Origin of the sequence: Aeromonas sp. sia0103, from assembly GCF_963895295.1 — a bacterium.
GTDB lineage: Bacteria > Pseudomonadota > Gammaproteobacteria > Enterobacterales > Aeromonadaceae > Aeromonas > Aeromonas encheleia.
Genome location: NZ_CAWQKG010000060.1, coordinates 190,823 through 213,309 on the forward strand (window position 1 = coordinate 190,823; position 22,487 = coordinate 213,309).

Genomic DNA, 22,487 nt, shown 5'->3' on the forward strand with positions numbered 1-22,487 from the left:
GGCGGCCCGGCCACAGCGGGATCAGGCCTCGGCCGTGTCCATCACCAGCCAGGTCGGCTCGGCAAACCAGGGCCCCTGGCCGGCGTGCACCCCGAGGTGGCGCAGCATCTTCCACTCGTCACCGCTCTCCACCCCCACGGCGATCACCCGGGTCTGGGTGTTGGCGCAGCCGCCGACCAGGCTGCGCACCGCCATCTGATTGACCTGACGGCTGTGGATCTCTCGCACCAGGCTGGGATGGAGCTTGAGGAAGTTGATCTCGAACTCCTTGATGTATTGGGTGCTCACCACATCCTGCCCGGCGTGATCGATGGCCAGCTGGCAACCCAGCATGCGCAGCGCCCGCAGCGGCCGCTTGAGGGCCTCGTAGTGACGGGTCACCTGGGCCTCCGACAGCTGCAGCACCAGATTCTCGTTGATACTGCGCGGCAGCTGGAACAGATCGAAGAAGAGGGTGCGCTGGAACTCCCGATTGAGCAGGCTCTGGGCGCAGAGCGACAGACTGATGGGGCAACTCGGCTCCTGGCGCTGGCGCAGCAGGCGCAGGGTCTGGGCCACCACCAGCTTGTCCAGCGGCAGCAGCAACCCGGCCTTCTCCGCCATCGGCATGAAGACCCCGGCCTGCAGCTCCCGATCCTGCTCGTCGCGGATCCGGATCGACAGCTCCTGCTGCAACACCACATGATCCCGCTCCTGCTGCACCGGCTGCAGATAGAAATAGATGCCCTGCTCCTCGATGCGGCGGTTGATGAGGGTGCGCCAGCGCACCGTGCCCTTGCTGCTCGGCTCCTCATCCAACAGCTTCTCGTAGAGGAACCAGCCGGTGTGGCCCTGCAGCCGCGCGCTCTTGAGCGCCAGCTCGGCCTCCTCCTGCACCTTGAGCAGCGAGTCCCGCCCCTGATAGCAGACGGCACCGAGGTAGACGGCGGTCTCGGCATTGACCGACTCGGGCCAGTGCAGCCGTTGCAGGCTCTTGAGCAGCTGGCTGGCGCCGTCCACCATCTCGCTCTCGGACATGTTGGGCAGCAGCACGGCAAACACCTGGCCAGCGTAGCGCGCCTGCAGGGCGCCGTTGTGCTTGCGCACGAAGGTGCCGATAGAAGCGCTCGCCTCCATCAGCAGATCCTGGCTCTGCCGCCCAGTCAGCTCGGGATCCAGCTCCTCCAGGCCGGCCAGCTCGATCAGCAGCACACCGCCGCTGATCACGCTCGCCTCCATGATGGCGCTCTCCAGCCGGTTATCGAAGAACAGACGGTTGCCGATGCCGGTCGCCTTGTCGACGAAGGCGTTGCTGCGGATGAAGTTGTCGAACCGGCTGCGCTCCTTGCGGGCGTCGGCCAGCTCCGCCAGCAGGTGGTCGATCGCCTGGCTGGCGGAGGCGGGCCACTCGTCGGCCGGATCATGGGCCAGCTTGGTGAGCTTGCCATCCAGGATCAGCTGGGCCCGCTCGGCCAGCAACTCGGCACCGCGCAGCTGCAGCCGCAGCCAGCGGATGGAGTACCAGAGCCCGAACACCACGATGAAGACCCCGAAGGAGATGCCGGACATGGCCTGCATGGAGTACTCAAACTCCTTGAACGGCCGGTCCAGCTTGAAATCGGCCTGCATGCCGAGCTGATGGGGAATGGTTTGGCTATAGGGGATCAGCAGGCTCTCGTCGGTCTGCTGCTGCACATCGCGAAACCAGTAGACCCGCTGCTTGTCCTGGCGGATCTCCAGCTCGACCACGTGGGCAGAGCGCAGCAGCGACGGCAGCCAGCGGGCAAGATCCTGCGGATCGTCGGCCGCGTCCAGCTGCTTGTCGATGATCTCCACCAGGGAGTCGACCCGGTTCTGCTGCAGCTCCATGCCCATCTGACGAAAACTGAACACCCCGCCGAGCAACACCATGGTCATGGCCGCGATCACGCACAGAGTAATAAACGAGACGAGCTGAGTAGTCAGTTTCATGTGCCTTTCCGTAGCCGACAGCATCCATATGGCCTCATGGTATCAGCCTTGGTCAAAACCCGCCTACGGATGAAGATCCCGCTTTTGTAATTAAGCGACGCGCGCGCAGGCCTCTCCCGGGTGGGAGCCAGGGCTGGTGGTGGGCAAAAAGGCGGGAAAGGCTGACTCGCGGACAGAAAAATGGTCCCACAGTGGGGACCAAAAGAAACACTCAATATCAAAACTAACACTCTGTGCTACTGACAAAAATAGATACAGGAGTATTGAACACACGGTGAGTCAAACCGCAGGGCTACTCTAAACCAGTTCAGATAAGCTGGACAATTGTTAGATATGACAGGTCGGTGATTGATTTTTCACCACTCAGGTTGCGAAAACAATATTAATCATCTAGTTAGCCAAGGGATGCATCGCAGTTTCTGCTGCTGTCAAATCGATGCAGCTAATCCACTATGCTGACACGCGCCGATCACATACTCTGGATGCTCCACCCACCTTCGTCGAGCAGGTACCCCTTGAAACGGATTTCTCCCTTCTGGATCAGCCCCTTGCTGCTCGTCCTCCCGATCCTGATCTGCCTGTCACTGAGTCGTTTGACGGGAGACATGCTGGCCCACTACCTGCTGCAGCAGAAGCGCGCCGAGATAGAGACCACCATGGCGGAGCGCCAGCAGGCGCTGGAAGAGGGGATCGACGATCAGCTGGTGCAATTTGCCTTCGACTGCGGCGAGCAGGACATGAACCTGCTGCGGGATCCCAAGCACTACAACCGACATATCCGCCTGCAGGGGCTGCGACTGGCCTCGGGGAAGGGGTGCTCCAGCCTGGGGCCGGACCTGCCGCTCATCGATGCGGACTCCCTCTCCGAGACCGCCGACAGCACCTTCGGGCTGACCGCCACGGCGCCGGAGTATGATACCGAGCAGGAGCTGGTGGTGTTCTTCAAGCGCCAGGGCAACCTCGCCTACTGGGTACTGAGCAACAGCTGGAGCCACACCATACTGCAGCAACCCTGTGCCGGCTGCTTCTACCTCGAGTTCACCCCGCTGGTGCCCGGCATCTCCCGCCACAAACTGTTCCCCCGCGGCGATCAGGCCATCAGGGACGAGCCCGACAGCCAGAGCCTGAGCTTTACTCCCACCTCCAGCAAGATGCAGCAGACCCTGTGGGCCGGTCGGGCGTTGCGGGAGCATGCCCTGGCCCTGGCCTTCAAGGGCGGCCTCTGGGCAGGCACCGCGCTGGGGGGGCTGCTGCTCGTCTGCTACTGGTTGCTGCGCAACTACCGGCGCTCCCTCAAGGGGTTGCTGCACACCGGGCTGGCACGCCAGGAGTTCGTCCCCTTCTACCAGCCCATCGTCGACAGCCGCACCCGGCGGGTGGTCGGCTTCGAGGCGCTGCTGCGCTGGCGCAGGGGGGGCGAGTTCACCTCCCCCGGCGCCTTCATCGCCTATGCGGAGGAGCAGGGGCTGATCCTGCCGATGACGGAGCAGCTGCTGGACAGGGTGATCGCCGATCTGCCGCAACTGGCGCCTGAGCAGTGGGTCAGCGTCAATCTGGTCGCCGCCCACATCGAGCACTCGCTCCTGCGCGATCAGCTGCAGCGCTACGACTGGCCCTCCCCGACCCGGCTCACCTTCGAGCTCACCGAGCGTGAGCCCATAGTGGACATAGCGGCGGCCACCCACGAGATAACCCTGCTGCAGGAGAAGGGCTATCACTTCAAGCTGGACGATTTCGGTACCGGCTATGGCGGCTTCGCCTACCTGCAGCAGCTCGGCATCCGTCAGATCAAGATCGACAAGATGTTCGTCGACTCCATCGGCACCGACGATCCCAAGCGCAACCTGCTGGACGCCATCATCGCCTTCGGCCTGAAGTCCGACATGGAGATGATCGCCGAGGGAGTCGAGACTCAGGAGCAGGTCGACTACCTCGGCCAACATGGCGTTTACCTCATTCAGGGGTACCTGTTCGCCCGCCCCATGCCACTGCACGAGTTGCTGGAGTGGCAGCAGGGTCACCGCTAGCCATCCCCCTGACCTCTCCCCGCAGGCGCGGCATGGCGCCTGCGGCCCCTCCCCGGGCGGCAACCCCGCCGCCGGCCGGTGCCCCGCCCTGAAAATGATTTTTCCCGAACCGGACAACAGCCTTTATCATGTGTCCATCTGTCGCGATCCATGCGCACAGATCCCTGTCCCCCGTCGGCTCATGCCGCCCTGAGATGAGAACCACTGCCTATGAAGTCATTTATCCGGCAAGAGATTGCCCTGCCCGTTGGCCTGCTGACCCTGCTGTTTTTCAAGACGCTAGGCAGCGACCTGCTGACAGAAGCGACTCCGCTCGCGATCTACCTGCCGGTGTCACTGGCCCTGCTCGCCATCGTCACCTGGGCCATCTTCTCCGTGGTGCGCCACTCGGATGCCCTGGCCATCAAGCTGGGTGAGCCCTTCGGTACCCTGATCCTGACCCTGTCGGTCATCTCCCTCGAGGTGGTGATGATCTCCTCCGTCATGCTGACCGGCGAGCCCAATCCGGTGATGGCCCGCGATACCATGTTCGCCGTGGTGATGCTGGTGACCAACGGCCTGGTGGGCTTCACCCTGCTGTTTGGCGGCTGGCGTTATCACACCCAGAATTTCAATCTGGATGGGGTGAAATCCTATCTGGTCGCCATCATACCGCTGGCCCTGCTCTGCCTGGTGTTGCCGAACTTCACCCGGGGTGGCACCCTGGGCAGCATGTCCAGCGCTATGTCCTGGATGCTGATCATCATCTCCGTGCTGCTCTACGGCGTCTTCCTGCTGATCCAGACCCGCAGCCACAGCCACTTCTTCGTCGACAGCGACCACGAAGATCACGAGGAGCACCACGGCATACTGCGCAGCAACGTCTACCACACCCTGCTGCTGCTCGCCTTCCTGCTGGTGGTGATCCTGCTGGCCAAGACGCTCGCCATCCCCATCAACCATGGTGTCCAGGTCATGTCGGCCCCCCCTGCCCTCGGCGGCTTCATCGTGGCCTGTATCGTGCTGGCCCCCGAGGCGGTCGGCGCCATCAAGGCGGCCTTCAACAACCAGCTGCAGCGCGCCATGAATCTCTACTTCGGCTCTGTGCTGGCGACCATAGCCCTGACGGTCCCCTCTGTGCTGTTCATCGGTGCCCTGCTGGGGCAGGAGGTGCGGCTCGGCCTCTCCACCGCCGACATGGTGCTGCTCATCACCACCCTGATGGTGTGCAAGGTCACCTTCAGCAGCGGTCGCACCAATGCATTGCACGGTGCCACCCACCTGGTGTTGTTCGTGGTCTATCTGTTCCTGATGTTCGAGCACGAATGAACGGCGCCAGCTCTCATCCGATGCTGTTCATGGCCCATCTGTTCCTGATGTTCGAGCACGAATGAACGGCGCCAGCTCTCATCCGATGCTGTTCATGGCCCATCTGTTCCTGATGTGCGAACACGAATAACCGCATCCGGCCAACGCCAGAAACGCAAAGACCGCCCACAGGGGCGGTCTTTTGTTATGAGCCGTCGCGGATGAACCGCCCCGGCTTAGAGGCTGGGCAGCACCCCGGCCGGGATCAGATCGTTGTAGCTGGCGGCGCCCAGCAGGGCGGCGGCGGCCTCGATGTCCGGCGAGAAGTATCTGTCCTTGTCGTAAAAGCTGACCTCTTCACGCAGTCGTCCCTTGGCCAGCTCGATCAGCTCGGTGCTGCGCAGGGGGGCCCGGAAATCCAGCCCCTGGGCGGCGGCCAGCAACTCGACCGCCAGTATGCCGCGGGTGTTCTCCGCCATGTCCGTCAGCCGGCGTGCGGCGAAGGTGGCCATGGAGACGTGATCCTCCTGGTTGGCGGAGGTGGGCAGGCTGTCCACCGAGGCCGGGTGGGCCAGGCTCTTGTTCTCGGAGGCGAGCGCCGCCGAGGTGACTTGGGCGATCATGAAGCCGGAGTTGACCCCGCCGTTGTTGACCAGGAAGGCGGGCAGGCCCGACATGCGCGAATCGATCAGCAGCGCCATCCGGCGCTCAGACAGCGAGCCTATCTCGGCGATGGCCAGCGCCAGGTTGTCGGCGGCGAAGGCCACGGGTTCTGCGTGGAAGTTGCCGCCGGAGAGGATCTCCTCATCCTCGGCGAACACCAGCGGGTTGTCGGAGACCGCGTTGGCCTCACACACCAGCACCTCGGCGGCGTGGCGGATCTGGGCCAGGCAGGCCCCCATCACCTGGGGCTGGCAGCGCAGGGAATAAGGATCCTGCACCTTCTCGCAGTTGTGATGGGACATGCCGATCTCGCTGCCGTCCACCAGCAGTTGGCGGTAGCAGGCGGCCGCGTCTATCTGACCGCGCTGGCCGCGCACCTCATGGATGCGGGCGTCGAAGGGGCGACGGCTGCCGAGCGCCGCCTCCACACTCATGGCGCCTATGGTGATGGCGCCGGCGAACAGATCCTCGGCGTGGAACAGCCCCTCCAGCGCGAAGGCCGTGCTGGCCTGGGTGCCGTTGAGCAGCGCCAGCCCCTCTTTCGGCGCCAGGGAGATGGGCTCGAGGCCGGCGATCTTGAGCGCCGTGGCGGCGTCCATCAGCTCACCCTTGTGACGGGCCTTGCCCTCCCCAATCAGCAGACAGCTCATGTGAGCGAGGGGCGCCAGATCGCCGGAGGCGCCGACAGAACCCTTCTTTGGCACCACCGGATAGACTTCGGCGTTGATAAGCGTCATCAGGGCCTCCAGCACCTCCAGCCGGATGCCGGAGAAGCCGCGGGCCAGGGAGTTGACCTTGAGCACCATCATCAGCCGCACCGTGGCGTCATCCATGTAGGTGCCAATGCCGGCGGCGTGGGAGAGCACTATGGAGCGCTGCAATTCGTCGAGCTGCGCCACCGGAATGCGGGTGTTGGCCAGCAGGCCGAAGCCGGTGTTGATGCCGTACACCACGCGATTCTGCTCGATCACCTTGGTGACCAGGTTGGCGGAGGCGTGGATCCCCGGCAGCGCCGCCGGATCCAGGCTGATATGAACCGGCTCGCGGCTGACGCGGCGCAGGGTGGCGAGGCAGAGCTTGCCCGGTAACAGGTTGAGTTCAAACATCTTATTTCTCTCCTTTGCCGGCAGCAGCCAGCATGGGCAAGTCCAGTTTCGCCTCATGGGCACAATCGATGGCAATCGGGTAGCCGGCGTCCGCATGACGCATCACGCCGGTGGCAGGATCGTTGCGCAGCACCCGGCCGACGCGCCTGGCGGCGTCATCGCTGCCGTCGCAGACGATCACCACCCCCGAGTGCTGGGAGAAGCCCATACCCACCCCGCCACCGTGATGCAGGGAGACCCAGGTCGCGCCGCCGGCGGTGTTGAGCAGGGCGTTGAGCAGCGGCCAGTCGGAGACGGCGTCCGAGCCATCCAGCATGGATTCGGTCTCCCGGTTCGGACTCGCCACCGAGCCGGAGTCCAGGTGATCGCGGCCGATGACGATGGGGGCCTTGAGCTCGCCATTTTTCACCATCTCGTTGAAGGCGAGACCGAGCCGCACCCGATCCTTGACCCCGACCCAGCAGATCCGCGCCGGCAGGCCCTGGAAGGCGATGCGCTCGCGGGCCATGTCGAGCCAGTTGTGCAGGTGGGGATCGTCCGGGATCAACTCCTTGACCTTCTGATCCGTCTTGTAGATGTCTTCCGGATCGCCGGACAGCGCCACCCAACGGAAGGGGCCAATGCCCTCGCAGAACAACGGACGGATGTAGGCGGGCACGAAGCCGGGGAAGTCGAAGGCGTTCTTGACCCCTTCATCCAGCGCCACTTGGCGGATGTTATTGCCGTAATCCAGGGTGGCGGCGCCACGGGACTGCAGGGTCAGCATGGCCTCCACCTGACGGGCCATGGAGTGGCGGGCCGCCTGGTTCACCTCCTGGGGGGCGGACTTCTGCAACGCGCGCCACTGGGCCACGCTCCAGCCCTGGGGCAGGTAGCCGTGGATCGGGTCGTGGGCCGAGGTCTGGTCGGTCACCACATCCGGGGTGATGCCACGGGCCACCAGCTCGGCGAACACGTCGGCGGCGTTGCCGAGCAGGCCGACGGAGACGGCGGTGCCGCTCTGCTTGGCTTCCTCGACCATGGCCAGCGCCTCATCCAGGCTGTGGGCCTTCTTGTCGACGTAGCGGGTCTTGAGGCGGAAATCGATGCGGGTCTCGTCGCATTCGACGGCGATCATGGAGAAGCCGGCCATGGTGGCCGCCAGCGGCTGGGCGCCGCCCATGCCCCCCAGGCCACCGGTCAGGATCCAGCGGCCCTTGGGTTCGCCGTTGAAGTGCTGGTTCGCCACCGCGAAGAAGGTTTCGTAGGTGCCCTGCACTATCCCCTGGGTGCCGATGTAGATCCAGGAGCCGGCCGTCATCTGGCCGTACATCATCAGCCCCTTCTTATCGAGCTCGTTGAAGTGCTCCCAGTTGGCCCAGTGCGGCACCAGGTTGGAGTTGGCGATCAGCACCCGCGGTGCATCCTTGTGGGTCTGGAACACCCCGACCGGCTTGCCGGATTGCACCAGCAGGGTCTCGTCTTCCTCGAGCCGGGTCAGCACCTCGACGATCTTGTCGTAGCAGGCCCAGTTGCGGGCGGCGCGGCCGATACCGCCATACACCACCAGCGACTGGGGATGCTCGGCCACCTCCGGATCCAGATTGTTCATCAGCATCCGCAGCGGCGCCTCGGTGAGCCAGCTCTTGGCGGTCAGCGTCGTGCCACGGGGGGCACGGATGATCCTGCTCGGGTCCTGACGGGGATCCTGGTGTTGCTCAGACATAGACACTCCTTGTTTTATCAATGTCGCCGCCATCATGGGCGCTGCTGGCACCCGGCGAGTCGGCTGGCTACTTGGTGAGTTGATGGATCAGGCGGGCGGCCACGCGGGCGCTGCGCTGATCCTGATCCAGAGTCGGGTTGTACTCGGCCAGATCGGCGAGCCTGAGCTTGCCGCTGGCCCGGATATGGGCGATCAGGGGTTCGATGACGGCCAGCTCGACGCCGCGGGCGGCGGGGGCGCTCACCCCCGGCATGACGGCTGCGGGCAGCACGTCCAGATCTATGGTCAGATAGAGGTGATCGCAGCGGGCGATGAAGGCATCCAGGCCGTTCAGCAGCTCGGGCAGCTCGCGCTGGGTCATGGCCTCGTCCAGCTCATACCAGACCCCCAACCCATCGGCGCGGGCGAACAGGGCCTGGGTGTTGGCCGTCTCGGCCACCCCGAGGCAGGCGTAGTGGAAGGGGCTACCCTGGGCGGCGCACCGTTCGGCTATCTGGAAGAAGGGGGTGCCGGAGCTCGCCTGCTCCTGCTTCATCCGCAGGTCGAAGTGAGCATCCAGGTTGATGATGCCGACCCGGCCCTTGCCCGCCAGATGACGGTTGAGGCCGCTCCAGCTGCCGAAGGCCACCTCGTGACCCCCACCGAGCACCAGCGGGAAGTGCCCCTCGGCCAGCAGGCTCGCGACTCGCTCGGCCAGGCGGCCGTGGGCGGCATCGAGATCGCCGTCGTCACAGCTCACATCACCGCCGTCATAAACTGGCCGCCCCAGATGCCAGGCGGTGTTGGCCAGCAGCTTGCGGATGGCGTGCGGCGCGCTTGCGGCGCCCACCCGCCCCTTGTTGCGGCGCACCCCCTCGTCGCAGGCAAAGCCCACCAGGGCCACGCCGGGCGCGGCATCCGTTTGCCAAGGCTGGACGCGGTCGTGCCAGCGCAGGGCCAGCTCGCCATCTTCCGGATCCCGGCGCCCCTGCCAGACCGTCATGTCAATGCCATTCAACTCAGCCATGGAGCGTCTCCTCGCCATTCAGTACCCGGCTCACCAGCTGATCGACACCGATGAGGTAGCTGAGCTCGGCCGGGTGGACACAGTTCCAGATCAGAAAGTCGGCCAGCATGCCCACTCGCAGTTGCCCCAATCGCTCCTGCTCGCCCAGGGCGCGGGCGGCGTGGCGGGTCACCCCGGCCATGGCCTCCACCGGCGTCAGGCCGAACAGGGTACAGGCCATGTTCATGGCCATGCGCAGGGAGACGATGGGGGCCGTGCCCGGATTGATGTCGGAGGAGACCGCCATGGGCACCCCGGCGCGGCGCAGCGCCTCGACCGGCGGCAACTTGGTCTCTTTCAGGAAGTAGAAGGCGGTGGGCAGCAGGGTGGCGACCACGCCGCGGTGGGCCAGGGCCTGGATCCCGGCGGCGTCCAGGTGCTCAAGGTGATCCACCGAGAGCGCGCCGAAATGGGCAGCCAGGGTGCTTCCCCCCAGGTTGGAGAGCTGATCCATGTGGCCCTTCACCGCCAGGCCGTATTGATCCGCCGCCAGATAGACCTGCTCGGTCTGGGCCAGCGAGAAGCCGATGTGTTCGCAGAAGACGTCCACCGCATCCGCCAGGCCCGCCTCGGCGGCGGCCGGGATGATCTCCTGGCAGATGGTCTCGACCCAGGAGTCAGGATCGTCGCGGTATTCGGGCGGCACCGCATGGGCGGCCAGCAAGGTGGTCTTGACCCGGATAGGCAGCGCCTCCCCCAGCCGGCGGGCGACCCGCAGCATCTTGAGCTCGTCCACCAGGGTGAGGCCGTAGCCGGACTTGATCTCGACCGTGGTGACCCCTTCCCGGATCAGGGACTTGATCCTCGGCACCGCCAGTTCATAGAGCTGATCCTCGCTGGCGGCGCGGGTGGCGCGCACAGTGCTGAGGATGCCACCGCCCTTGCGGGCGATCTCGGCGTAAGGCACGCCCCGCTGACGCAGTTCGAACTCCTCGGCGCGGCTGCCGGCGAAGATGAGGTGGGTGTGGCAATCGATGAGGCCGGGTGTCACCAGCCGGCCCTTCATGTCGCGCCAGTGGGCGGGGTGCGGCCCCTTGAGATCCTGCATGGGCACCAGGGCGTGGATCTTGCCTTCGTGGACGCCGAGGGCGTGGGGTTCCAGCAGACCGTAGTCGGCCAGATCGGGGCGCAGGGTGGCGGGTGTCACGTTGAGCCAGACCCGCTCGCAGTTCAACAGTTCCTTGTTCATACCGACCTCAAAATGTATATACAATAATTTATATCCGATCTCTGGCGAGAAAGATAGGATCTAATTCACATCTTGATAACAGCCATTTCATTAGAGTTTAGCCACAAAAAAGCCCACCTAAGGGTGGGCTCTGCAAACAAGATATGTATATACAATTAGATGAGGCGGGTCTTGGAGCTCAGCTTGTAGCGAGAGCCGGGCGAGAGCAGTCTGGCGTAGGAAACCAGATAGCCGTCCGACCAGGTGCGGCGATGCAGCAGCAGACAGGGGGTATCGACCCGCACCTGCAGCAGCCCGGCCTCACCGGCGCTCGGCAGCACGGCCTCCACCACATGTTCCATCTCGGAGAGAGGGCAGACCTCCATCAGATAGCTGTTCGGCGTCTGCCTCGTGAAGTCCTGCTCGCCATAGCCCGGCAGGCGCTCGGCATCGACGAAGCGCTCCTCCAGCTGCAGCGGCTCCCCATCGGCCTCGTGGACGATGAGGCTGTGGAAGGTGGGCGCCCCCACCCGCAGCCCGAGCCGCACCGCCACCTTCTCGTCGGCGGCCTGCCGTTGCAGGCGGATCACCCTGGCGCTGTACTGGCTGCCGCGCTCGCGGATCTCGTCGGCGATGTTGCGGATCGCCAGCAGCGGCGACTCGGCCCGCCGGTCCGCCACGAAGCTGCCGGAGCCCGCGGTACGCACCAGCCAACCTTCGGCCACCAGCTCCCGCAGCGCCTTGTTGACCGTCATCCGGCTCACGGCAAACTGGTCGCACAGGGCCGCCTCGGTCGGGATCCTGTCCCCCGCCTGATAATGGCGTTCGCGGATCCCGTCGAGGATGTGCTGCTTGATCTGAAGGTAGAGGGCGGGGGCCAATGGCAGGCTCCTCAGCGGCGGCGATGGGGCGGACGCATGTCCGGCCAGGCGCGGTAGACATCCGGGATCTGCTCGGGACCGCTGACGCAGAGATCCAGATCGTGCAGCAAGCCGTCCTTGATGCCGTAGATCCAGCCATGCACCGCCAGCTCCTGACCCTTGCGCCAGGCGTTCTGGATGATGGTGGTATGGCAGACGTTGGCCACCTGCTCGGCCACGTTCAGCTCGCACAGGTAGTCGTGGCGCTCGTGCTCATCTTCGATGGCATCGAGCTCGTCACGATACTTGAAGTAGACATCCTTGATGTTGCGCAGCCAGTTGTCGATGAGCCCCAGCTCCTCGTTCTTCATGGCCGCCCGCACGCCACCGCAGCCGTAGTGGCCACAGACGATGATGTGCTTCACCTTGAGCACCTCGACCGCGTATTGCAGTACCGAGAGGCAGTTGAAGTCGGTGTGCACCACCAGGTTGGCGACGTTGCGGTGGACGAAGACGTCCCCCGGCAGCAGGCCCATCAGCTGGTTGGCGGGCACCCGGCTGTCGGAGCAGCCGATCCAGAGATATTCGGGCGCCTGCTGGGCGGAGAGGGTGGCGAAGAACTCGGGATCTTCGGCCTTGAGCCGTTCCGCCCACTCGCGGTTTTTGGTAAACAGGTCGTTCAACAGTTTCACTATCTGCTCTCCCTAGATGTGAGTGGCGGCAACATACCATATTCGACGGTATCGGAGGCAAGGGCTAACACCAGATCGTCGCGAAACAAAAACAGGGCCATCAGGCCCTGCTTGTTACTGGAGTATGCCCTCAGGCATCCATGGCGTCTTTCAGCTTCTTGAGCGCGTTCTTCTCGAGCTGACGCACTCGCTCGGCGGAGACACCATAGGTATCGGCCAGCTCCTGCAGTGTGGTCTTGCTCTCCTCATCCAGCCAGCGGGCGCGGATGATGTGCTGGCTGCGCTCGTCCAGGGTGGCCAGGGCCGCACTCAGACGGCGAGAGGCATGGCTGTCCCAGTTGTCGTTCTCGATGGTGGCGGCCAGATCGGAAGACTTGTCTTCCAGATAGTGCACCGGGGCGAAGCCACCCTCGTCTTCATCATCACCGACCAGATCGAAGGCCTGATCGTAGTTGCTCATCCGTGCTTCCATCTCGGTCACATCGGTCGGGGAGACCCCCAGATCGGCGGCGACGGCCTGCACCTCGTCATGGCTGAACCAGCCAAGACGCTTCTTGGATTTACGCAGGTTGAAGAACAGCTTGCGCTGCGCCTTGGTGGTCGCCACCTTGACCATGCGCCAGTTGCGCAGGACATATTCGTGGATCTCGGCCTTGATCCAGTGCACGGCGAAGGAGACCAGCCGCACCCCGACACTCGGGTCGAAGCGCTTGACCGCCTTCATCAGGCCGATGTTGCCCTCCTGGACCAGATCGGCCTGGGGCAGGCCATAGCCGGCGTAGCTCTTGGCCACGTGAACGACAAAACGCAGGTGAGACATGACCAGCTGACGGGCAGCCTCGAGATCGCCATCCTGCTGCAAACGCGTCGCCAGCTCACGCTCTTCCTCTGCGCTCAGCACCGGAATAGAGTTTACTGCCTGGATATAGCCTTCCAGACTACCTTGCGGAATCAGGGCCATAGTGCGCTGCAATGAAGTTCCCATGTTCTACCTCTTACTTTTCAATCGAATCAGTCTAACACCCTGAGAGGGTCTGTCTACTGACCGGATGCCGTTCTGCGGGCTGCATCAAACAACCCCGGCGTGAACCCGGCTTATCTTAAGTCGACTGGATGAATCATAAATGAACAGTCAAAAAAAAGGGGTCACAGTGAAGGACCCCTGAAAAGTAGCATGCTAAGTCCATTGTTGCGGAGCTCGCAACCTTCACATGCTTGCCAAGTCAGACGAGCAAGGCAGAGGGGCCACACCCGTATACATTCTGTCGCATTAAATAGACTGCTTATAAATCAGAAGGTTCCCAAGATCCTTCCCAGGATCCAGCGACGCCTGCGGAGCAGTATCGTTCAGATTACTCCCTGAACTGGAGCTGTGCCAGAAACGGGCCATTCTTTTACTTGATCCAGTTCTCAAAATCCAGTGCTTTGCGGTGATGGCAAATTAATCAGGACGGTTCTATGTCGCGAATGTGTCTGTGCACCGAAAACCAGGACGCAATCAACCCCAGCAAGGCGCCGAGCAGTATCAGATTGAAGCCATCGACCGCCCCCATCCCCACCAGCCGGAAGTTGCTGTTGTAAAGCCCGGCCAGCTCCTTCACCACCCCCTCGCTCCAGATCACCATCACCTCGGTCAGCCACCAGGCCAGCATGCCGCCGATGACCCCGAACCAGATGCCGGTGTACAGGAAGGGACGATGAATAAACGCATCGGTCGCCCCCACCAGCTTGAGCACCTCGATCTCGGAGCGCTGGTTGAGGATGTTCAGGCGCAGGGTGTTGCCGACGATCAGCAGCACCGCGGAGAGCAGCAACACAGCTATACCCGTGATGGTATGACGCAGCAGGTTCATGATGCCCTGCAGCCGGGTCAGCCACTGCAGATCCAGCTTGCCCTGCTCGACGCCTGGCTCATTCTCCAGCTTGGCGAGCAGCTCGGCGGCCCCTTCCGGGTTCTGCCAGCGGGGATCCGGGATCACGCTCAGCACCGGCGGCAGCGGGTTGCTGTCGAGATAATCGAGGGCATCGCCGAAGCCGGAGATCTCGCGAAACTCCTTCAGCGCCTCGTCCCTACTCATATAAATGACGGACTCCACCTCGGGATAGAGCAGGATCCGCTGCTTCATGTCGAGGATGCTCTGCTCGGGCAGGTCCTTGCGCAGATAGAGGGAGATCTGGGAGCTGGTCTGCCAGCTGCCTTCCACCACCTCGGCGTTCTTCAGCAGCACATGGAAGCAGGAGGGCAGCGCCAAACTGACGCCGAGCACCGCCAGCGTCATCAGGGAGGCGAGCGGATTGCGCCACAGCTCGCCCATGCTGGAGAAGGCCTGGCGGGCGTGATCCACCCAGTACATGCCCAGCCGCCGGAGCAAAGGTTGTTTATGACGAACGATGGCCATCAGCTCTCCTCCTGCTCTTGCGAATACATGCGACCCGCCTTGAGGGTCAGGGTGCGGTAACGCATGCGGGCGATGAGCCCGAGATCGTGGGTTGCGATCAGCACCGAGACCCCGAAGCGGTTGAACTCCTCGAACAGCCGCATGATGTCCATGGAGAGCTGGGGATCCAGGTTGCCGGTCGGCTCATCCGCCAGCAGCAGCGGCGGCTTGTTGACGATGGCGCGGGCGATGCCGACCCGCTGCTGTTCACCACCGGACAGCATGCGTGGTTGGTAGCGCTCCTTGCCGAGCAGCCCCACCTTGTCCAGCGCCGCCGCGACCCGCTTGTTGATGTCACCGTGGCTGTAGCCATCGATCACCAGCGGCAGCGCCACGTTGTCGAACACGGTTCTGTCCATCAGCAGCCGGTGATCCTGGAAGATCATGCCGATCTGGCGGCGCACATAGGGGATCTGGCCCCGCTTGATCTGGCTGACGTCGTCACCGTGGAAGAAGACGCGGCCGTCGGTCGGCCGCTCCATCACGCTGATGAGCTTCAAAAGGGTACTCTTGCCCGCCCCCGAGTGGCCGGTCAGGAAGGCCATCTCCCCCTTGCGCAGGTGGAAGCTGACCTTCTGCAGCGCCTGGTGGCCACCGCTGTATACCTTGCTGACCTTATCGAAACGAATCATAACGGATCCCTGACATTGACAAGCCCCGACCTGGGTCGGGGCGAGTGGCGCTTATTCATCGCGACTGAACAGTGCCTCGATAAAGTCGTTGGCGACGAAGGGGCGCAGATCGTCTATCCCCTCGCCCACCCCGATGTAACGGATCGGGATCTGGAACTTGTCGGCCACCGCGAAGATGACGCCGCCCTTGGCGGTGCCATCGAGCTTGGTCAGGGTGATGCCGGTCAGGCCCACCGCCTCGCTGAACAGCTTGGCCTGGCTCAGGGCGTTCTGGCCGGTGCCCGCATCCAGGGTCAGCATGATCTCGTGAGGTGCCTCTTCATCCAGCTTCTTCATCACCCGCACCACCTTCTTGAGCTCTTCCATCAGGTTGCTCTTGTTTTGCAGGCGGCCGGCGGTATCGGCGATCAGCACATCGGCGCCCCGTGAACGGGCGGCCTCGATGGCATCATAGATGACGGAGGCGGAGTCGGCGCCGGTATGCTGGGCGATCACCGGGATCTTGTTGCGCTGGCCCCACACCTGCAGCTGCTCGACCGCGGCGGCACGGAAGGTATCACCGGCGGCCAGCATGACGCTCTTGCCCTCGGCCTGGAACTGCTTGGCCAGCTTGCCGATGGTGGTGGTCTTGCCCACTCCGTTGACGCCGATCATCAGGATCACGTAGGGCTTCTTGCTGGTGTCGATCACCAGCGGCTTCTCGACCTGGGCCAGCATGGCGCCCATGTCCTGCTTGAGCAGGCCATAGAGCGCCTCGGCATCCTTGAGCTGCTTGCGATCCGCGTGCTGGATCAGCCCCTCGATGATGCGGCTGGTGGTGTCTACGCCGAGATCCGCCGTCAGCAGCTGGGTCTCCAGCTCCTCGAACAGCTCATCATCGATTTTCTTGCCACGGAACAGGCCGAAGAAGCCGGAACCTATGTTCTCTCTGGTGCGCACCAGGCTGCGCTTGAGGCGAGCGAAGAAGCCCTCCCGCTGCGGCTTGTCCTGGGTGTCGTCGTCAACCTTGGCGGCCAGCGGCAAGCTGGCCAGGGCGGCGGCATCGGCAGCCTGAGCCTCAGCGGCGATACGTGCCTCTTCCGCGGCCTGAGCCTCGGCGGCGATGCGTGCGGCTTCCGCGGTCTTAGCTTCGGCGGCAACGCGTGCGGCTTCCGCAGCCTGAACCTCGGCGGCGATACGCGCTTCTTCCGCGGCCTGAACCTCGGCAGCGATACGTGCGGCTTCCGCGGCCTGAGCCTCGGCGGCAACGCGCGCGGCTTCTGCGGCCTGCGCCTCGGCAGCAACACGAGCGGCTTCCGCGGCCTGAGCTTCGGCGGCAATACGCACCTCTTCCGCAGCCTGAACCTCGGCGGCGATACGAGCTTCTTCCGCGGCCTGAGCCTCGGCGGCGATGCGAGCTTCTTCCGCGGCCTGGACCTCGGCGGCGATGCGTGCCTCTTGTGCGGCCTGCGCCTCGGCGGCAACACGCGCGGCTTCCGCGGCCTGGACCTCGGCGGCAACACGCGCGGCTTCCTCGGCAACCGCCTCGGCGATCAGCGCCTCATTGACGATGACGGGCTCGAGTTCGGAGGCAGGCTCCTCCACCACCAGCGGGCCTTCGTCGGGCGTCGCCAGCGGCGCCTCGTGCTGTGCAGCAGGGACCTCGGTCAGGGGGATATCAGCGGCGGGAGCGGGGGCAGCAGTGGCCTCGGGCTCGGCGACAGCCGGGGTGGCTGCGGGGGCCTGTGATTGGACGGCCTCAGCCTCTTCTTTCTTGCGGCCGAAACCCAGCCAGGAAAACAAACCTTTTGCCATCTAAAAAATACTCACTTCGTTGGCTGACTGCTAAGATAGCCGTCCCTCGGTGGGTCGGCATAAAAATGAACCGCCTTATACTAACACTTTATTTTCTGACGACGAAACGCGATGCCCAGAGTGAAATCCAGCCCTAGCAGCCCCCATAAAAGCCCGGTTCCGCAGGGAAAAGCGGGCTTTGTAAGAATCATCAGCGGCCAGTGGAAGGGTCGAAAATTGCCGGTCAGGGATGTGGAAGGACTCAGACCCACCACGGATCGCGTCAAGGAGACCATCTTCAACTGGCTGGCGCCCCATGTCCGTGGCACCCGTTGTCTCGATCTGTTTGCCGGCAGCGGCGGCCTGGGACTGGAGGCGCTGTCGCGCTATGCCGAGCAGGTGACGCTGATCGAGATGGACAAGGGCGCGGCCGAGCAGCTCAGGAAGAACCTGGCCGCCCTGGGCAGTCAGCAGGGCAAGGTGATCCAGGCCGATGCGGTCAGCTGGCTGCAAGGCCCGGTGACCCCCTTCGATCTGGTGTTCCTCGATCCGCCGTTTCGCCGCGAACTGTTGCCCCAGGTGTGCGAGCTACTGGAGCAGCGCGGCTGGCTGGCAGCGGATGCGCTCATCTATCTTGAACGGGAAAAGGAGATGGGCGACCTGGCTCTGCCTGCCAACTGGCAACTACTCAAGGACAAGCAGGCCGGTCAGGTCTGCTATCAACTCTATGTGCGGGAGATGAACAATGAAGCGCTTTTTTAATCTGGTGGCGATGGGACTGCTGCTGTTCTTCTGGCTAGGGGTAGTGCTCGCGCTGGCGGGCACCCTGCCGGGCAAGCTGAACGGTTTTCTGCCGGTCTGCGGTGTGATCGTGATCCTGATGCACTGGGTGCAGGCCAGCCTGATCAAGGCCGCCTGCAAGCCCTACTTCGCGGTCAGCCGCCTCGAGTTCACCCAGGTGCTGATCTTCGGCGTGTTCGGCATGATGGAGATCCGCGCCAAGCTGCAGGCCATCATAGACGCCAGGCAGAAGGGCGGGACACCACCTCGGGAAGACTAGCCTCTCCCCTCGCAACCGACCCTGAAGGAGTGACTCGTCACTCCTTCACTTTTTTCCCCACGCTGATCCCGAGCCTGATGGAGAGCACGGCGAGCAACAGCAGCATGGCGATCAGCGAGAAGAAATTGCTGCCCAGCTCAGGGTACTGCACCTTGATCAGCGCCGAGTGGCCGAACACCCCGATGAAGAAGCAGAGCAGGATGCAGCTGGGGGTATTGCCGACCATGGGCTGGTGGCGATAGAGCTGATAGAGCTGGTAGGCCGCCAGCAGCAGGGCGATCAGGGGGAAGAAGGAGAAGGGCACGGCCGATGCGGTCAGCACCGACAGGAAGGCATCCCCGCAGATGCCGATGAGCAAGGCCAGCAGCAGGGGTTTCTTCGGGATCGCGTTCGGTTCACGCATGAGACTGTCCATCCTTAACTTAAGAGAGGGGTTCGCGGCGCTTGCGATTCTGGACCTCGGCGCCCATGGCGATCATCCGCAGCTGGCTGATAGTGCGATCGGACAGCGCCCGGCACTCCTCCGTGGTCATGTCGAGGGCGTCGGCACCGGCGCTGAAGACGATGGTCACCATGGCCTCGGCCTGAATGTAGGCCTCCTCCCGCGGCGCCTCCGTGGTCGCCTCCAGATAATCGGTCAGCTCGGCGATGAAATGCTGGATCTCGCGCGCCACCGCCTGGCGGAAAGCCGCCGAGGTACCGGAGCGCTCACGCAACAGCAGACGGAAGATATTCGGGTTGTTTTCGACGAATTCCATGAAAGTCTGCACCGAGGTGCTGATGACGCTGCCGCCACCGGCGATGCGCTGGCGCGCCTGGCGCATCAGCTGGCGCAGAGTCAGGCCGCCCTCGTCCACCAGGGTCAATCCCAGCTCTTCCATGTCACGGAAATGACGGTAGAAGGAGGTCGGCGCTATGCCCGCCTCCCGTGCCACTTCCCGCAGGCTGAGGTTGGAGAAGCTGCGGTTGGCACAGAGTTGACTGAACGCCGCCTCGATCAGCGTACGCCGGGTTTTTTCTTTCTGTTGCGCGCGAATACCCACGAAAACCGTCACCTTGAGATTAGCGAGGCCAGATGATAACCCGAAGGCGGGGGCTGGATCAGGTTTGTTGCCGACTTTTTTACCATTGACCCCCATTCCGGCCCGGTGGAGAATAGTGAACAGCTGTTCGCTGAAAGGAGCCGAGTGAAATGGACCGCCCCCCGATCATCATGACCAACACCCTGCTGTTCGCCCTCTCCGGGTTGACCGCACTGATTGCGATACCCTGGTACGGACTGAGCCACGGCTACGACCTCTGGCAGTGGCTCTGCTTCCTGCTGCTGTTCTGCTACTGCGGCATCTCCATCACCGCCGGCTATCACCGGCTCTGGTCACACAAGGCCTACAAGGCACACCCTGCCCTGCAATGGATCTTCGCCATCGGCGGCGCCCTCGCCCTGCAAAACTCGGTGCTGCACTGGTCGTCCGATCACCGCCGCCACCATCGCCATGTGGATGACAACCAGAAGGATCCCTACAGCGCGGGCCGCGGCTTCTGGTACTCCCACATCGGCTGGATGCTGCGGGAATACCAGCGTGAGACCTACCACGACTACAGCAATGTGCGGGATCTGCAGAACAACCCCGTGGTCGCCTTCCAGCACAAGCATTATCTGGCGCTGACGCTCGGTACCAACATCGGCATCCCGCTGCTGCTCGGCCTGATCCATGGGGATCTGCTCGGCATGCTGCTGCTGGCGGGGGCGCTACGCATGGTGATGACCCACCACACCACCTTCTTCATCAACTCCCTTGCCCACATCTGGGGCAGCCAGCCCTTCACCGATCGCAACAGCGCGCGGGACAACGGCATCCTGGCCTTCTTCACCTTCGGCGAGGGCTATCACAACTTCCATCACCTGTTCGAGAACGACTACCGCAACGGCATCCACTGGTGGCAGTTCGATCCGACCAAGTGGCTGATCCGCTGCGCCGCCTGGTGCGGGTTGGCCAGGGATCTGCGCGCCTGCCCGGAGGAGCGGATCGAGCTGGCCAGGCTGGAGATGCAGCTCAAGCGCGCCCAGGCGAAGCTGCGCAAGGAAGAGGATAGGGAGCTGTGGCAGGCACTGCTGCAAGAGGAGTACGACAAGCTGAGCCTGCAGCTCCAGCACTACTACGCCAGCCGCAAGCTGCTGCTGGAGCAACGCAAGCGCAAGGCGCTGGCCCGCTACGATAGATTCAAGCTGCAGCTGGAGTATCGCAACCTGCGGGATGGCTTCCTCGCCGGCAAACGCAACTGGAGTCGCCTGCTGGCCGGCATCGCCTGAGGCGGCAGACCAATAGACCTGATTGCCCAAGACCGCCCGCTGGCGGTCTTTTCATGAGCGCCAGGTGACCTTTCGACATAAAAAATGGGGCGACATTCGCATGTCACCCCCTCGCAAATAGCATGTTCCATATTGGGATCCGGCAATAACGGGTACTGATTCCACTTCACGGGTTTCCGCTCCCGAGCCGAGGTGGTTGTCTGCCAGAGCAATCCGGCCGACCAATTCCCTCATCACCCTCTCCCGCACGACGGACCAGCCGCCGTGTTTGTCCTTGCAACTGAAATACTACGCAGTTAAATAAAATAAAAAACCGTTTTATACGAACTTGTATGCAAACAGCATGGAGCCAGCTCGATTCACATCAAGATAGAAAGTGATTAAAAACAATACGATAAAATCGAAATCCGGCGTTGGATGGCAAAGGCTATCCTCGAAGGCGCACAAGGCTTTGCGAGATCTCGCACAAACGGACCCCGTCACAGCCAGGGGTGCAGCGGCAACCAGTCGCTCAACCGGGCCAGCAGGCGCCGCAGCGCCGAGGGGGGCGTCGACACCGGCTGGACCGCTGCCTGTTGCCACCCTGCCAGCCACTGCTGCAGCTCGGCACAGAGCGCGGGGCAGCGCAGATGCAGCATCAGCTCGGTGTTGAGCAGCAGGGAGCGGGGATCCAGATTGAAGCTGCCGAGCAGCGCCTCTTCGTCGCCCATCAGGATCAGCTTGGCATGCAGGCTGAGCGCCTCGCTCTCCAGCTCGGCCAGCGCTATCCCCTGCCGCACCAGCCAGGGGCGGTGGCGCCGGTAGGCGCCGTACACCAGCGGCACATCGGTGCTGGCCAGGGAGTTGGTCAGTATCTCTATCGCCATCCCCGCCTGGCGTTGCCGCTTGAGCTGACGACGCAGCCCGCGCGTCAGGATCAGGTAAGGGCTCACCAACCGCAGGGTGCCTAGGTTGCCGGCCAGCTTGCGCCCCAGCAGGGGCGCCGTGGTCGGCCGGGAGACCAGCCCCTTGCCGGGCCGATCGAACCAGCACTCCCCCAACCCCGAATGCCAGCGCAGGGGGACAGGCTCTTCATCAAACAGGCTGGCGGGCAGATCGTAGACGGCGGCCACCGCCGGATCGGTCAGGGTGAGCAGGAAGTCGTTCACCGCCTCTATCTCGGCGGGCAGCAGGGCGCGGCGCAACAGGCGCCGGATCGGATGGCTCCAGCGACTGTGCCAGAACAGCCCGAAGCCCTGCGCGGCCTGCCGGCAGAGGGGGCCCCGACAGAGCAGATCCAGATCGACGAAGTGAGGCGACGCCCCCAGCCCGAAGTAGCGATCACCGATGTTGCGGCCACCTATCACCATCTGGCAGCCATCCACCAGCAGCAGCTTGTTGTGCATGCGGTGGTTGATGCGTCTGAAGCTGAGCAGCCCCTCCAGCAGCAGGGTCAGCCGGCGCCAGCCCCTGAGCCAGAACGGGTTGAACAGCCGCACCTCGATGCCGGGCTGATGCGCCACCATCTCCAGGAAGCGGTTGTCGCCGGCATAGAGATCGTCGATGAGCAGCTGGACCCGGACCCCCCGCCGGGCCGCGTGCAACAACTCGGACAGCAACAGCTTGCCGCTGCCGTCCTCCTCCCAGCTGTAGTACTGGGCCTGGATCCTGCTGCGGGCCGCGCGGATCAGCTGGCAGCGCGCCTTCAGGGCCGCGCCTGGATCGTCGAGCAGGGCGAATTCGGCGGGGATCAGGGTCATCTCCTTGTCATCTGGCCATGGCATAACCCAG

General features: G+C 63.5%; 19 protein-coding genes. 5 read left to right on the top strand and 14 right to left on the bottom strand.

Annotated elements, in window-relative coordinates; translation table 11 throughout:
* Positions 1-21: 21 nt before the first annotated feature.
* Positions 22-1,950 carry an EAL domain-containing protein gene (locus AACW18_RS18545; RefSeq protein ID WP_218389502.1) on the bottom strand — a complete coding sequence of 643 codons (1,929 nt, stop codon included), beginning with the start codon at positions 1,948-1,950 and terminating at the stop codon, positions 22-24.
* A gap of 482 nt (positions 1,951-2,432) precedes the next feature.
* Here AACW18_RS18545 and AACW18_RS18550 point away from each other — a divergent pair, with 482 nt between their 5' ends.
* On the top strand, positions 2,433-3,977 hold the full coding sequence (locus AACW18_RS18550) for an EAL domain-containing protein (protein ID WP_218389530.1): 1,545 nt from the start codon (positions 2,433-2,435) through the stop codon (positions 3,975-3,977).
* A 210-nt stretch (positions 3,978-4,187) separates the two neighbouring features.
* Positions 4,188-5,285 (top strand): calcium:proton antiporter, encoded by a 1,098-nt coding sequence (locus AACW18_RS18555; protein ID WP_042651865.1) that lies wholly within the window; start codon positions 4,188-4,190, stop codon positions 5,283-5,285.
* A 215-nt stretch (positions 5,286-5,500) separates the two neighbouring features.
* On the opposite strand, the gene hutH is transcribed toward AACW18_RS18555, so the two are convergent.
* From hutH to ftsY, 10 genes are all read right to left on the bottom strand, one after another.
* Positions 5,501-7,033, bottom strand: coding sequence for a histidine ammonia-lyase (hutH, locus tag AACW18_RS18560; protein WP_218389503.1), 1,533 nt, complete (start codon positions 7,031-7,033; stop codon positions 5,501-5,503).
* Between the two features lies 1 nt (position 7,034).
* Positions 7,035-8,738, bottom strand: coding sequence for a urocanate hydratase (gene hutU, locus AACW18_RS18565; protein WP_218389504.1), 1,704 nt, complete (start codon positions 8,736-8,738; stop codon positions 7,035-7,037).
* Positions 8,739-8,805: 67 nt separating this feature from the next.
* Complete coding sequence (gene hutG / locus AACW18_RS18570) at positions 8,806-9,744, bottom strand: formimidoylglutamase (RefSeq protein WP_218389505.1); 939 nt, start codon at positions 9,742-9,744, stop codon at positions 8,806-8,808.
* Positions 9,737-10,972 carry an imidazolonepropionase gene (hutI, locus tag AACW18_RS18575; RefSeq protein ID WP_218389506.1) on the bottom strand — a complete coding sequence of 412 codons (1,236 nt, stop codon included), beginning with the start codon at positions 10,970-10,972 and terminating at the stop codon, positions 9,737-9,739. Before hutI ends, hutG begins: the two co-directional genes overlap by 8 nt.
* Positions 10,973-11,127: 155 nt before the next feature.
* Complete coding sequence (hutC, locus tag AACW18_RS18580; RefSeq protein WP_218389507.1) at positions 11,128-11,832, bottom strand: histidine utilization repressor; 705 nt, start codon at positions 11,830-11,832, stop codon at positions 11,128-11,130.
* 11 nt (positions 11,833-11,843) lie between these two features.
* Positions 11,844-12,503: a carbonate dehydratase gene (can, locus tag AACW18_RS18585; RefSeq protein WP_042651859.1), complete on the bottom strand. Its 660-nt coding sequence runs from the start codon at positions 12,501-12,503 to the stop codon at positions 11,844-11,846.
* A gap of 130 nt (positions 12,504-12,633) precedes the next feature.
* Positions 12,634-13,488, bottom strand: coding sequence for an RNA polymerase sigma factor RpoH (gene rpoH, locus AACW18_RS18590; RefSeq protein ID WP_042651858.1), 855 nt, complete (start codon positions 13,486-13,488; stop codon positions 12,634-12,636).
* 460 nt (positions 13,489-13,948) lie between these two features.
* Positions 13,949-14,902 (bottom strand): permease-like cell division protein FtsX, encoded by a 954-nt coding sequence (ftsX, locus tag AACW18_RS18595; protein ID WP_218389508.1) that lies wholly within the window; start codon positions 14,900-14,902, stop codon positions 13,949-13,951.
* Entirely contained in the window at positions 14,902-15,573 is a 672-nt protein-coding gene (gene ftsE / locus AACW18_RS18600) for a cell division ATP-binding protein FtsE (protein WP_042651856.1), read from the bottom strand. Before ftsE ends, ftsX begins: the two co-directional genes overlap by 1 nt.
* A gap of 51 nt (positions 15,574-15,624) precedes the next feature.
* On the bottom strand, positions 15,625-17,367 hold the full coding sequence (gene ftsY / locus AACW18_RS18605) for a signal recognition particle-docking protein FtsY (protein ID WP_218389509.1): 1,743 nt from the start codon (positions 17,365-17,367) through the stop codon (positions 15,625-15,627).
* Positions 17,368-17,478: 111 nt separating this feature from the next.
* Between ftsY and rsmD the strand changes: the two genes are divergently transcribed.
* Both rsmD and AACW18_RS18615 read left to right on the top strand, forming a co-directional pair.
* Positions 17,479-18,108, top strand: a complete 630-nt coding sequence (gene rsmD, locus AACW18_RS18610) for a 16S rRNA (guanine(966)-N(2))-methyltransferase RsmD (protein ID WP_218389510.1) — start codon at positions 17,479-17,481, stop codon at positions 18,106-18,108.
* A complete protein-coding gene (locus AACW18_RS18615) occupies positions 18,092-18,406 on the top strand; it encodes a DUF1145 domain-containing protein (protein ID WP_218292639.1) in 315 nt (104 codons plus the stop codon). Before rsmD ends, AACW18_RS18615 begins: the two co-directional genes overlap by 17 nt.
* A 37-nt stretch (positions 18,407-18,443) precedes the next feature.
* Here the strand turns inward: AACW18_RS18615 and AACW18_RS18620 are convergent, their stop codons facing one another.
* Together AACW18_RS18620 and fabR are read right to left on the bottom strand one after the other, a co-directional pair.
* Complete coding sequence (locus AACW18_RS18620; protein WP_218292640.1) at positions 18,444-18,809, bottom strand: YijD family membrane protein; 366 nt, start codon at positions 18,807-18,809, stop codon at positions 18,444-18,446.
* A 19-nt stretch (positions 18,810-18,828) separates the two neighbouring features.
* Positions 18,829-19,449: an HTH-type transcriptional repressor FabR gene (gene fabR, locus AACW18_RS18625; RefSeq protein WP_042651851.1), complete on the bottom strand. Its 621-nt coding sequence runs from the start codon at positions 19,447-19,449 to the stop codon at positions 18,829-18,831.
* A 149-nt stretch (positions 19,450-19,598) separates the two neighbouring features.
* Between fabR and AACW18_RS18630 the strand changes: the two genes are divergently transcribed.
* Entirely contained in the window at positions 19,599-20,717 is a 1,119-nt protein-coding gene (locus AACW18_RS18630) for an acyl-CoA desaturase (RefSeq protein WP_218389511.1), read from the top strand.
* Positions 20,718-21,196: 479 nt separating this feature from the next.
* On the opposite strand, the gene AACW18_RS18635 is transcribed toward AACW18_RS18630, so the two are convergent.
* Positions 21,197-22,450: a phospholipase D family protein gene (locus tag AACW18_RS18635; RefSeq protein WP_218389531.1), complete on the bottom strand. Its 1,254-nt coding sequence runs from the start codon at positions 22,448-22,450 to the stop codon at positions 21,197-21,199.
* Between the last annotated feature and the right edge of the window lie 37 nt (positions 22,451-22,487).

Excerpts from the sequence above, each read along its gene's own strand:
- hutH (WP_218389503.1), bottom strand. The coding sequence starts at position 7,033 with ATGTTTGAACTCAACCTGTTACCGGGCAAGCTCTGCCTCGCCACCCTG.
- AACW18_RS18620 (WP_218292640.1), bottom strand. The coding sequence starts at position 18,809 with ATGCGTGAACCGAACGCGATCCCGAAGAAACCCCTGCTGCTGGCCTTG.
- hutG (WP_218389505.1), bottom strand. The coding sequence starts at position 9,744 with ATGGCTGAGTTGAATGGCATTGACATGACGGTCTGGCAGGGGCGCCGG.
- AACW18_RS18615 (WP_218292639.1), top strand. The coding sequence starts at position 18,092 with ATGAAGCGCTTTTTTAATCTGGTGGCGATGGGACTGCTGCTGTTCTTC.
- ftsX (WP_218389508.1), bottom strand. The coding sequence starts at position 14,902 with ATGGCCATCGTTCGTCATAAACAACCTTTGCTCCGGCGGCTGGGCATG.
- AACW18_RS18545 (WP_218389502.1), bottom strand. The coding sequence starts at position 1,950 with ATGAAACTGACTACTCAGCTCGTCTCGTTTATTACTCTGTGCGTGATC.
- ftsY (WP_218389509.1), bottom strand. The coding sequence starts at position 17,367 with ATGGCAAAAGGTTTGTTTTCCTGGCTGGGTTTCGGCCGCAAGAAAGAA.
- hutI (WP_218389506.1), bottom strand. The coding sequence starts at position 10,972 with ATGAACAAGGAACTGTTGAACTGCGAGCGGGTCTGGCTCAACGTGACA.
- hutU (WP_218389504.1), bottom strand. The coding sequence starts at position 8,738 with ATGTCTGAGCAACACCAGGATCCCCGTCAGGACCCGAGCAGGATCATC.
- rsmD (WP_218389510.1), top strand. The coding sequence starts at position 17,479 with ATGCCCAGAGTGAAATCCAGCCCTAGCAGCCCCCATAAAAGCCCGGTT.
- AACW18_RS18630 (WP_218389511.1), top strand. The coding sequence starts at position 19,599 with ATGGACCGCCCCCCGATCATCATGACCAACACCCTGCTGTTCGCCCTC.
- ftsE (WP_042651856.1), bottom strand. The coding sequence starts at position 15,573 with ATGATTCGTTTCGATAAGGTCAGCAAGGTATACAGCGGTGGCCACCAG.
- AACW18_RS18555 (WP_042651865.1), top strand. The coding sequence starts at position 4,188 with ATGAAGTCATTTATCCGGCAAGAGATTGCCCTGCCCGTTGGCCTGCTG.
- rpoH (WP_042651858.1), bottom strand. The coding sequence starts at position 13,488 with ATGGGAACTTCATTGCAGCGCACTATGGCCCTGATTCCGCAAGGTAGT.
- AACW18_RS18550 (WP_218389530.1), top strand. The coding sequence starts at position 2,433 with ATGCTCCACCCACCTTCGTCGAGCAGGTACCCCTTGAAACGGATTTCT.